Annotated in this window: 9 protein-coding genes and 1 pseudogene; 8 read left to right on the forward strand and 2 right to left on the reverse strand. The window is 59.3% G+C overall.

Annotated elements, in window-relative coordinates:
- Positions 1–15: 15 nt before the first annotated feature.
- Positions 16–2031, reverse strand: a complete 2016-nt coding sequence (locus HX899_RS08880) for an FGGY family pentulose kinase (protein ID WP_281408834.1) — start codon at positions 2029–2031, stop codon at positions 16–18.
- Between the two features lie 529 nt (positions 2032–2560).
- Between HX899_RS08880 and HX899_RS08885 the strand changes: the two genes are divergently transcribed.
- The 8 genes and pseudogenes from HX899_RS08885 to HX899_RS08920 all read left to right on the forward strand — a co-directional run.
- On the forward strand, positions 2561–3373 hold the full coding sequence (locus tag HX899_RS08885; RefSeq protein ID WP_138334232.1) for a DUF2092 domain-containing protein: 813 nt from the start codon (positions 2561–2563) through the stop codon (positions 3371–3373).
- A complete protein-coding gene (locus tag HX899_RS08890) occupies positions 3370–3582 on the forward strand; it encodes a hypothetical protein (protein WP_138334234.1) in 213 nt (70 codons plus the stop codon). Before HX899_RS08885 ends, HX899_RS08890 begins: the two co-directional genes overlap by 4 nt.
- A gap of 97 nt (positions 3583–3679) precedes the next feature.
- Positions 3680–4582, forward strand: a complete 903-nt coding sequence (locus HX899_RS08895; RefSeq protein ID WP_181292264.1) for a peptidyl-prolyl cis-trans isomerase — start codon at positions 3680–3682, stop codon at positions 4580–4582.
- Entirely contained in the window at positions 4579–5604 is a 1026-nt protein-coding gene (locus HX899_RS08900; protein ID WP_181292265.1) for a HupE/UreJ family protein, read from the forward strand. Before HX899_RS08895 ends, HX899_RS08900 begins: the two co-directional genes overlap by 4 nt.
- A gap of 18 nt (positions 5605–5622) precedes the next feature.
- Positions 5623–7578, forward strand: a complete 1956-nt coding sequence (locus HX899_RS08905; protein WP_181292266.1) for a DUF3604 domain-containing protein — start codon at positions 5623–5625, stop codon at positions 7576–7578.
- A 457-nt stretch (positions 7579–8035) separates the two neighbouring features.
- Positions 8036–8653, forward strand: a complete 618-nt coding sequence (locus HX899_RS08910) for a GTP-binding protein (protein ID WP_246697087.1) — start codon at positions 8036–8038, stop codon at positions 8651–8653.
- Between the two features lie 197 nt (positions 8654–8850).
- A complete protein-coding gene (locus HX899_RS08915) occupies positions 8851–9279 on the forward strand; it encodes a DUF2721 domain-containing protein (RefSeq protein WP_171599600.1) in 429 nt (142 codons plus the stop codon).
- A 554-nt stretch (positions 9280–9833) separates the two neighbouring features.
- Positions 9834–10577: pseudogene (locus HX899_RS08920) on the forward strand (protein-L-isoaspartate(D-aspartate) O-methyltransferase); the annotation flags it as partial.
- A 34-nt stretch (positions 10578–10611) separates the two neighbouring features.
- Here HX899_RS08920 and HX899_RS08925 read toward each other — a convergent pair.
- Positions 10612–11376: a FadR/GntR family transcriptional regulator gene (locus HX899_RS08925; protein WP_003549481.1), complete on the reverse strand. Its 765-nt coding sequence runs from the start codon at positions 11374–11376 to the stop codon at positions 10612–10614.
- Between the last annotated feature and the right edge of the window lie 12 nt (positions 11377–11388).

Genomic DNA, 11388 nt, shown 5'->3' on the forward strand with positions numbered 1-11388 from the left:
ATTGGCGTTGGATATCTAACCGTCGATACGCAGCTTGCGCGCCAGAGCCTGAAGCTCCTTGAATCCTTCATAGCGTTTATGATGAATATCGGGGATCGGACCTTCTGATGGCAGGAATGTCGTTTCGACCGCCGAGAGTGTTGTCATCGCTTGGCGTACATCCGCAAACAGCCCGCTGGCGACAGCGCCCAAGATGGCGGCCCCCAGGAGGACCGGTTCTTCTGCCTTTGTCGCGATGACCGGCTTGCCGCTCGCATCGGCAAGCAACTGGCGAACGAAGTCGTGCTGGCCGGCGCCACCGCTGATGACGATGTTTTCGATGGTAACGCCCGCATCGGCCTGCGTCTCGATGATCTGCCTGAGGCCGTAGCCGATACCGCAAAGCCCTGCGACGTAAAGAGAAACCAGGCTGCCGATATCGTCCTCCATCCCGAGACCGGCAATGATTGCGCGGGCATGCGGATCGGCAAAGGGCGCGCGGTTGCCGAGGAACTCGGGAACGACGTGCAATCCGGTCGCAAGCGTGACGGCATCCGAAGAACGGCCCGCCTTTCGGGCGGCCATATCTGCGAGCAGAACCGGCAGCGGAACGCCCGCCTTCTTCGAAAGCTCCCTCGCTTCCGCGGCAGCCGGATGGAAGGAGAGCAACTGGTCGATCGCAGCGCCGGCGGCACTCTGGCCACCCTCGTTCAGCCACAGACCTGGCACCATCGCCGAATAATAAGGCCCCCAGACGCCGGGCACGAACGACGGCTCAGCTGTCGATGTCATCGTGCAGGAGGAAGTACCGAAGACATAGGCCAGATTGGCTTGTGGACCGGCACCCGTGCCAACGGTTCCGATTCCGCCCGCATGGGCATCGATCAGTCCGGCAGCGACGGGCGTTTCCGGCTTCAGGCCGAGCTCGCCGGCTGCAGCCGCGGTCAGTCCTCGACCGAGTGCCGAACCGGGCTCGACGATAGCCTGCCCGATGCGGGCAAACTCTTCGTCGGCGAGCGTGCCGAGGCCGATCTGGTGAAAATAATCTCCATCCCAGCGCTTCTCATGGGCGAGATAGGTCCACTTGCAGGTGACCGTGCAGGTCGAACGCGACAGATCGCCAGTCGCTCGCCAGGTCAGAAAATCTGCAAGATCGAAGAATTGCCACGCGGCATCAAAGACCTCAGGGCGATTTTCCTTCAGCCAGAGAAGCTTGGGCGTTTCCATCTCAGGCGAGATACGGCCGCCGACGTAACGCAGGACGTCATGGCCGAGCGCATTGATGCGCTCCGCCTGCGGCACGGCGCGGTGGTCCATCCATACGATGATGTCCCGGTTCGGATCTTCCGAGGGCCCGACGGGAAGCGGCTTGCCGCCTTCGCCAAGGACGACGAGCGAACAGGTGGCATCGAACCCGAGCCCCATGACGGACGCCGGATCGATTCCGGCCGAGGAAACCACGTCGCGCACTGCCGCGCAAACGGCCGCCCAGATCTCGGTGCTCGATTGCTCAACCATCGAACCCGGTTCGTGAAACAGGGTGATATTCCGCTTGGCGGACGCCAGCATCCGCCCGGTCAGGTCGAACAGGCCGGCGCGAGCGCTGCCGGTGCCGACGTCGACGCCGATGACATGTTTGGCATCTGCTTCTGGCATGCGAGATGTGTCGCTCATGGTCTCTCCTTTGAAGTCGGCAAGGATCAGGCTAACTGCAGTCTGGGGCCGGTGTTTACAGATCACGCTATTCGGCAGAATCACCAGATCGCGGATCGTCACATTACGCGGCCGCGACAGGGTGAAAAGGACGGCGTCGGCCACTTCTTTCGGCTGCATCAGGCTGCCATTGGCCAGCGCCTCCTCCATTTTCGCCTTCGGCCAGTCGTCGAGCAAGGCCGTGACGACAGGTCCTGGCAGCACCGCACCGACGCGCACGCCGTGCTGCGCCACTTGCCGGCGCGTGGAATGGACAAAGGCCTGAACTGCGAATTTCGAGGCCGTGTAGATCGGCTCCCACACGACCGGCACGACGCCTGCGATCGAGCTCGTAAACAGCTCGTAAAGAGGATGTCACCGGATGGAGGTCGCTCATCACCCCGGTCGGCCGCGGTGAAGGGCAGCGCCTGAACGCCTCCCGCGCACCGGCGCCGCGGCATGCGAGGAAGAAGATCGGCGGGGTGCTCCTCGTTCCCTTGATCGGCGAAGACGCCTGCACTGCTACCCATCCGATGTACACGGCGACTGCCCTCTCATTGCCGGGAACGTAGCCTCCGAGCCAAGGTCTCTGCAAGACGCACAGGGAGGGGCATGGGAAAGATACACAAGTTGCCCGCGTTGCCGGAAGGTGTGCTCGATCATAGCGAATTTCAGCAACGGTTCTGGGCTGTTCAACGTATTTCCTGGATGGTGCTAGGATACTGTAACATACCCGATGCTACGGGCATTCAGGCGCGCAAGCCTGTATGGTGTTTTCTTCTAAATATGCAGTCGTCCTGATCAGGAACGATCCTGCGTAGACAAGTCTCAAGGGCCCCATTCGGATCAAGTCGACATCTGCGTCAACTTCAAAATGGAGGACACTTCGATGAGAACCATAAGGCTAATTCCAGTCTGGCGCACAGCGATCGCACTTTCAACGGTGGCGCTGTCCGTGATCGTCGTATCAGGCGCATCTTCACGGGCGTTGGCAGACGAGGCTGAGGCAAAGACCATGCTAAAGGCGATGTCCGACTATATCGCGGGACAAAAGGCCATATCATTTGCCTACGATACCAATTTTGAGGTCGTTACCGGAGATCATCAGAAGCTGCTCCTTGCAAGCTCTGGCAAAGTTGAAATGGGCCGACCTGACAAATTCCGCGCGACCCGGTTTGGAGGTTTCGCCAATGTCGAGATGAGTTTCGACGGGAAAACCCTGACGCTACTTGCCAAGGATGACAACCTCTACGCCCAGTTTGAGGTGCCCGGTACAATCGACCATCTGATCGACGAGTTGAGAGACAAGTACCAAAAGCCCGTCCCTGGCGCCGATCTTCTCCTGACCAATGTTTACGAGGAGCTAATGCGTGACGTCATCGACGTAAAGGACCTCGGCAGTGGTGTGATCGGCGGCACGGAATGCGACCATCTCGCGTTTCGGACCAAGGAGGTCGACTGGCAGATCTGGATCGCCCAAGGCGAAAATCCCTATCCCTGCAGATATGTCATCACTTCAACCCAAGTAGACCAAGGTCCCCAATACAGCGTCCAGATAAGCGATTGGAGGACCGGGTCGAGCGTCGTCGCGAAGGATTATAGTTTTAAAAACTCCACCGAGGCCAAAAAGGTCGATGACCCGAAAAAACTTGTAAACACCGATGAACTTCCAGATGTCTTTGCCGTGGGAGGTGCAAAATGAACGCTTTAAGGAAACTGAAGATCGTTGTGCTGACCGGAACGATAGGTCTGTTTGTGATCGAGGCGGGATCGGAGCTTCCGATCCCACACCTGCAGGGCTTTGTCGGAACCGCCGAAGCCAGGGTTGGGCGACCTCTGACGCCCGTCAGCGTCGCAGGCGTTGCCCGGCGCACTGTGCGCCGCTGCGCCGCCGGCGTGTACTACTGCTAGGCTGTGGAGTTGCGGGCGGCAAAGTGCTGCCGCACGCGAACACTGCAACTGCCTGCCAGATATTCTGGTCTTCTCCCTAACACGAGCGTTTGTCGACATGGCTCAGACAGGTCCTCACAATCGTCGCACACTCTGGAGGGAGCCGCTGCTGCATTTCACTCTCGTCGGCGCAGCATTGTTCGGCGGCTATCACTGGCTGGACCCCGGCTTACCAAAGTCTGACCGAGCGGTACCCATACACATCGGCGAAGGCGATGTGCGGTGGCTGAAACAGACATGGTCGAGCCAATGGCTTCGCGATCCCACCATCGAGGAGTTGAGCGGTTTGGTGAACGATCTCGTTGGCGAACAACTTCTGGCACGAGAGGCGGAGGCAATGGGCCTCGGGGAAAATGATACAATCATCCGCCGGCGTCTGGCGCAGAAGCTAAAGTTCCTGATCGACGACACCGCCCAGTTGACCGAACCCACAGACGAAGAGTTGCTGCAGTTTTACGCCAGCCATGCTGAGAGCTTCGCCCGACTTGGCACCGTCTCTTTCAAGCAAATCTACTTCAATCCTGAGCAGCATAAGGATCCAGCAGCGGATGCCGCTGCTTTGATCGTCGAGATTCAATCAAAGGAAAACGGCGGTTCTGTTGCGGGCGATAGGTTGCTGCTCGGAGACGACTTCCAGCGGTTAGAGAATTCCGCCGTTTCCAGAATGTTCGGAGATGATTTTGCCGATGCGGTGTTCGCGCTGGAGCCGGGGAAGTGGAAAGGGCCGGTCAAGTCAGGATACGGCCTGCACATCGTCATGGTGACGGAACGCACACCGACCGAGCCCAGACCCTTCGACACCGTCAGAGACGCCGTAATGGCGCAGTGGCGGAATAGCAAGCAAGAAGACATCAGCCGTGCCTACCTCGCCGATCTGCGCAACAAATATGGCGTGCAGTACGATGAGAGTACGAAAGAATTGCTGACACCGCAAAGCGCACCGAGCGTGGCAGCAAAATGAAGTGGCTCGGCACAGCGTTATCAAGCCAGATTTGCCGGTGCGTTTCTGCCTTGGTGATCGCACTTTTGACTGTTGCTTCGGCCCATTCCCACGAAGTTAGACCGGCTTACCTGAGCGTTGAGGAAAAGATGCCAGGCGAGTTCAGCGTGCTTTTCAAGACACCGATGCAAGGCGATGCGCGGCTCGCCTTGGCTGCCCTGTTTTCGGGCAGGGTCGAGGCCCTCACGCCTGTGGTTTCCCGACAGACGGGCGATGCAATGGTCCAAACATGGCACATGCGCACCGTCGAGCCGCTTTCTGGCCAGAACGTCTTAATCGACGGGCTGCAGAACAGCATGACCGATGCCCTTGTGCATGTCATGCTTGCCAACGGCAATACATGGACAACGCGGTTAACGCCCAATGAACCCTCCGCCGCCATCCCTGCCGCCCAAAGCCGTTGGACAGTTTTTGCTGTCTACGTGCGCCACGGCATCGAGCACATCGCCTTCGGCTTCGACCACTTGCTCTTCGTTGCGGCGCTGATGCTGATCGTGCGCGACTGGCGCAAGCTGGTGAAAGCGGTCACCGCGTTCACAGCCGCCCATTCCATCACCCTGACCTCCGCTACACTCGGATGGGTTACCCTTCCATCGGCTCCCGTGGAGACCATGATCGCGATCAGCATCGTCTTGGTCGCTGCCGAGGTCGTTCGTATGGAACGCGGCCAGCTCAGCTTGGCCATCACCAGCCCGTGGCTAGTGGCCTTCGCGTTTGGTCTTCTGCACGGATTTGGCTTTGCGGGCGCCTTGGTTGAGCTTGGCCTGCCGCGAAACGATATCCCCTTGGCGCTGCTTGCCTTTAATGTCGGCGTGGAGCTCGGGCAGCTTGCCTTCATCGCTGTGATACTGACTGCGGTCTATTCTGTGAGGCGTATCGTCGCGATCCCGCGACGGGCCATCATCGGCTCGGCATATGCGATCGGCATCATAGCAGCGTTCTGGAGCGTCCAGCGGCTGGATGCCATGTTCTCACAATTTTGATCTTAGAGGAGGAAGTCGATGAAAGCGGTCCAAGCCAGAACAGGTCTTCTTTGTGGAGCCGCATTTGCAGGACTCTTTACGGCCTTCCTCTGTTACCCGGGCTGGGCACAGGACGGCGTCGCAACTGACGTCGGAACGTTCGACGCCGACACGGCCGCGAAGCTTTATCCCGCCAAGCGGCCTTATTCGCCTTGGGCAGGACGCAACTTCCCCTCGCGTCCCTTCTTCGGCGACACTCATCTGCATACATCCTTTTCGATGGACGCTGGCGCGTTCGGCGCGCGGCTTGGACCCGCCGACGCTTATCGTTTCGCCAAGGGGGAGGAGATCATGGCCTCTTCCGGCCAACTTGCGAAGCTGTCGCGGCCGCTCGATTTCCTCGTCGTGGCGGATCATTCCGACAATATGGGTTTCTTCCCTGACCTATTGGCGGGAAAGCCCGAGCTTCTGGCGGATCCACTGGGACGCAAATGGTACGATATGATGCAATCTGGCCAGGGCGCGGCGGCGGCCGTCGATATCATTACTGCTTTCGGTGCCGGCAAATTCAAAGGACCAATCCTCTACTCCCCCGATTCAACTGCCTATCGCGGGGCCTGGCAAGCAACGATCAAGGCGGCCGAGGAGGCAAATGAGCCTGGCCGGTTCACGGCCTTCATCGGCTACGAGTGGACTTCGAATACAGGGGGCAACAATCTACACCGCAACATAATTTTCCGCGATAATGGCGACAGGGCAAGTCAGGTCGTTCCGTACACTACTCTGCCGCCTGGAAGCGACAATCCTCGCGATCTGTGGAAGTGGATGGCCGGCTATGAGGACAAGACCGGCGGCAGCGTTCTTGCGATTGCACATAATGGCAATCTGTCGAACGGGCGAATGTTTCCGATGATCGAGCCGGGGACGAATTCTCCGATCGACCGCGAGTACGCGGAAATCCGCAACAAGTGGGAGCGACTTTATGAGGTGACGCAGATCAAGGGCGACGGCGAGAGCCATCCCTTCCTGTCGCCTAATGACGAGTTCGCCAATTTCGAGCGCTGGGACAAGGGCAATCTCGACCTGACTGTCGCAAAGACGCCCGACATGCTCGAATACGAATATGCGCGCTCGGCCTTCAAGAACGGCCTCAAGCTGGAGGAGAAACTCGGCGTCAACCCCTACAAGTTCGGACTGGTGGGATCAACCGATGCCCATACCGGACTTACGGCGGTCGAGGAGGACAATTTCTTCGGCAAGACATCCAGCAGTGAACCAGGCGCGGAGCGGGCTTCGCACCCCTTCATAAAGCAAGGGGATCGCGTCATCATGGGATGGGAGCAGACGGCTTCCGGCTACGCTGGTGTGTGGGCGACCGAAAACACGCGCGAGGCGCTTTTCGATGCGATGCAACGTCGCGAGACCTACGCCACCACTGGTCCCCGGATGCTGGTCCGCTTCTTCGGTGGCTTCGACTTCGAAGCAAGTGACGCCAATACGCGCAGTCCTGCGATCTCCGGTTACACCAAGGGGGTGCCGATGGGGGGCGACATAGGTCCAGCGCCAGCCGGAAAGGTGCCCACCTTCCTCGTCGCGGCGCTGAAGGATCCAATCGGGGCCAATCTCGATCGATACCAGATCGTCAAGGGCTGGCTCGATGCTGCGGGTGAGGTCCATGAAAAAGTGTATGACGTGGCTTGGTCGGGAGATCGCAAGCCAAGCGGTGACGGCAAACTGCCACCGGTCGGCGACACTGTGGACATCGCTAACGCAACCTGGAGCAATACGGTAGGGGCAACGGAGTTGATCTCGGTGTGGAAGGATCCTGAATTCGATGGCGCCCAACGGGCTTTCTACTACGGCCGCGTCATCGAGATTCCAACGCCGCGATGGACGGCGTATGATGCCAAATATTTTGGCAGAGAAATGCCAGCGGAAGCAGCGATGAAGATACAGGAGCGAGCTTACACCTCGCCGATTTGGTACACCCCATAAGCCGGGAAGCTTTCCGCTTACAGCCAAGTTGAATCGGGGAGCAGACGTCGTTCGGCGTTTCGGGCTTTGTTTCGAGCGCCGAGGCCCGCGCAGGTCGCCCGCCATTGGTGGACAACGTCCACATTTGAAGCGTTCCATGCAGCCGTCGACCTTGCCTGACCAATCGAGGAGAAAAACTATGACAACCGAAAACGACCAAGGCATGGCTCGACGACCGGCTCAGCCGTTATCGACTCGTGCAGGCGTCGCACGGAAACGTGCCGCTGGAAGTCCTGCTGTCAGTCGGTCGGTTTAATCCTTTCCATCTCGACGCCAGCCCGCCGGTCAGGGATTCCGGTCATTCTTCTGACTGCCGAGATCACAATTGCGGGCATCGCCTTCACTATCACAGGCATAACCACGCGCAGGCTTCAGCACCTGGAACTACGAAGCGTCAGAGCCGCTCTCGCTCGAGGCACTGGGCGAAGCCGCGCGCAAACTCCCGGCCAGCGTCTACCGATGCAAAGGCATCATTCACGACGCCGAAGCGCCAGGGCGCCGGGTCACCCTTCAAGTTGTCGGCAAGCGGGCGTATAGCGCAGCCGGAGATAGGAACGGCGAGGAACCACGGACGTGCATCGTCGCCATCGGAGCACAGGGTGGGGTGGATACTGTGGCATACTCGCGACAACTTTTCGAGCCAGATCGAAGCGCTGGGACCGAAGCGTGTGCCGGGCACAAAATCCAAGGCCGTCTGCAAAACAGTTACCTCCGTGAATTGCACGAACTGATGGCAGGCCGAGAAGGTGCAAGGGCCCCCGATCTCGCTTGCGATCCACAGGTGCGATCTTGCCTTCTAAGCGTTGACCGGCCAGCAATGACAACAATGGCCCCTAGATGGGCGACCCCTCTCGTACGCTGCGTTCGCCACCTCGTTCCGCGCTCACGCCGCACACCCCATCGATGGGCTCCCGGCGTTCGCCGTGATCGTCGCGACTTTGCCCGGCACGATGGGCTTCCCTCGACAACGTTGCTCGCGTTCGAGTTATCACGCCTGCGATTCTGTTTCGACCAGCGGCTCGTAGAGTTTGGTTGAGATACGACGGCTTGAGGTTGCTGAGATAGTGAACGACGATGTCGCAGGGCCATGTAAATGCAGTTGGCGGCCACGGGCCCGAGCCTCTAGCGTGTTGGTTTTCGCTCCATATGCATTCATGCTTTCCGTACCCATATTGTTGCCGGCGTGGCAGGTTATGTCGAACCGCAAGACTTTGTGGCGCGATAGGGGAAACCATGAGCTTCGTACCGACGGTCGCCGCAATGACGGAGATGTTTTCGCGAGCCGCAGCTCCCGCTTTCTTCCTTGGAGCGGTTGCGGCCTTTATCTCCCTGCTGACAGCGAGAATGAGTACAGTGGTTGCCCGAGCCAGACTTCTAAATGCAATCCCGCAAGACTCGGACAAAGCGCATATGAGAGATGACATTCCGCGTCTCAAGACAAGAGCGAGGCTACTTAAAAGCGGTATCCTACTATCGCTGGGTAGCGGCTTATGCGCAGGTCTGCTGCTCGGAACAGTTTTCGTTACTGGATTTTTCGCTCTTCAGTATTCGTATGGAGCCGGAATTCTTTTCATCACGGCGACGATGCTCCTTTGCGGAGCCATGATCCGGTTTGCGCAGGACGTCATCATGGATTTACACGAGTTTGACTATTTCGAGTGAACCGCGCTCGATCTCGCGCGAGGCCGTCCCGCCATTTGATGGATCGGATCGACCCTGAATCTTTCGGGCCTTCCTCGCTGGGCATTCGAAGGCATGGGCAGGTCGGGAGCATTGGCGAGAAGAACGGCTGTGTGCCGCGTGCTTGGGGGCCGTGATGTCGGAGGACTTCATGAACGATCCGGCGGTGATAGCCCGGCGTCGGCGGGCGCTTTCTAGGCTTGATGCAGCGGAATGACGGTCTGGGTTCATAAGCTCAAAGCAATAGCCGAGAGATGCCCTTCACCCGACCCGACCCGACCCGATCTGATCTTGCAACACGGACCAGCCGCTCAGATCGGGGCTGGTCGTCATGCCTGTGGGAGCTCAAAGTGGCTTTCTACTTTGCCCAGAAAGCGGACATTCCAACTTCCACACCACACGGCCTTAGCCCGGTGGTCTCGATGCTTGCCGAAAACCTGCTCCTCGTAGGAACTCCCCGGTCGCCCATTTGTTTTACATTTTGCACCGCCCAGAAGTTTGCCCCCAAATGCAATCGGCGACAATGGAGCTGATCCATGGATATGACGCGCATCCGAAATCGCATGGTGGAGCACCACGTGACGCGTCGTGGCATTCGCGATCAAAGCGTGATCGAGGCGATGCGCATGGTACCGCGCGAAAAATTCGTTCCTCCAGGCTCCGAGGAATTCGCCTACGAGGATGCGCCGCTGTCGATCGGCGAGGGCCAGACAATTTCGCAGCCGTTCATCGTGGCTCTGATGCTCGAAAAGGCCGATCTGAATGCCGGTGACAAAGTGCTCGAGGTCGGAACGGGCTCCGGCTATGCTTCGGCCCTCATCAGCCGGATAGCAAGGCATGTCTACTCCATCGAGCGACATGAAAAGCTGGCGCTTCAGGCCAAGGAACGGTTCGAGACACTGGGATACCGCAACATTGACGTTCGCGTCGGCGATGGCAGCAAGGGCTGGGCGAAAGCCGCTCCGTTCGATGCCATTATCGTTTCCGCGGGCGCACCCGAGGTGCCAACCGCCTTGATAGAACAGCTGAACCTCGGAGGGCGGCTCATCATCCCGGTCGGCGGTAGTGAAGGGCAGCGCCTGAAACGGCTCACGCGCACCAGCGCCGCGGCATTCGAGGAAGAAGACCTCGGCGGCGTGCGCTTCGTTCCCTTGATCGGTGAAGACGCCTGGACTGCTACCCATCCGATGTATACGGCCACGGCCCCCTCATTGCCGAAAACGGTTGCCTCCGAGCCAAGCTCTCCGCAAGACGCACAGGGAGGGGGCATGAACTCGCTGCCATTTTTGAGTTGATAGCCGCCTGGGATGCGCGTCAGAAGGATAGGTCGAGCACCCTGCCCTCGAACAAACGGTCCCGGGAGCCTTCGAGATGCGCCTTCATCAGTCTTTGCGCATCGTCCGGCCGGCCATCGGCGATCGCTTTGTAGATGGCGTTATGCTCTTCGTAGACCTGTTCCAACCCCTGGCGGGGGCCGAGCAAAGAGAGGCCGTGGAGATGCATGCCGACGGCGATATGGGCCTTCAGCGCATCGATCGAGGCCGTGTAATAATGATTGTTGGCAGCCTCCGTCACCGCGCGGTGGAAGAGAAAATCGGCGTCGGTGCGGTGAAGTTGATGGCTGGTCGCCTCGCGCAGATCCGCAAGCGCGCTGGCGATCTTCTGAATCGCCTGCTCATTGCGGCGTTTGGCGGCGAAATAGGCGGCCGCCGGCTCGATCGTCAGGCGGAATTCGTAGCAGCGCTGAATGTCGGCGATCGTCTTGACCGGCGAATATGCAAGCTGCGTCGTCGGCGATCCGTGCGCGCTGACGAAGGTGCCGGCGCCTTGCCGGGCATAGACCATACCCTGATCGCGCAGGCGCGCCAGCGCATCGCGGACGATCGGCCGCGACACACCCAGCATCGAGGCAAGCTCATGCTCGCCGGGAAGGCGTGAATCCGGCGGATAGTTTCCGCCGCGGATACGCTCGAGCAACTGGTCGAAGACGCGATCGACCAGCTTGACGGCCTTGCCGCGTTCGGGCTTGCCCGGTGGGCCGGCTTCCGCGTTCAAAGATTCGCCATTCACTTCAGCCACGTCATTCTCCCC

Source organism: Rhizobium sp. WYCCWR 11146 (genome assembly GCF_013591995.1).
In the GTDB taxonomy this organism is placed as follows: Bacteria; Pseudomonadota; Alphaproteobacteria; order Rhizobiales; family Rhizobiaceae; genus Rhizobium; species Rhizobium indicum.

What these genes read in the sequence shown, in the direction of transcription:
- HX899_RS08885 (WP_138334232.1), top strand. Translation starts at nt 2,561, where the DNA reads ATGAGAACCATAAGGCTAATTCCAGTCTGGCGCACAGCGATCGCACTT.
- HX899_RS08890 (WP_138334234.1), top strand. Translation starts at nt 3,370, where the DNA reads ATGAACGCTTTAAGGAAACTGAAGATCGTTGTGCTGACCGGAACGATA.
- HX899_RS08900 (WP_181292265.1), top strand. Translation starts at nt 4,579, where the DNA reads ATGAAGTGGCTCGGCACAGCGTTATCAAGCCAGATTTGCCGGTGCGTT.
- HX899_RS08915 (WP_171599600.1), top strand. Translation starts at nt 8,851, where the DNA reads ATGAGCTTCGTACCGACGGTCGCCGCAATGACGGAGATGTTTTCGCGA.
- HX899_RS08895 (WP_181292264.1), top strand. Translation starts at nt 3,680, where the DNA reads ATGGCTCAGACAGGTCCTCACAATCGTCGCACACTCTGGAGGGAGCCG.
- HX899_RS08905 (WP_181292266.1), top strand. Translation starts at nt 5,623, where the DNA reads ATGAAAGCGGTCCAAGCCAGAACAGGTCTTCTTTGTGGAGCCGCATTT.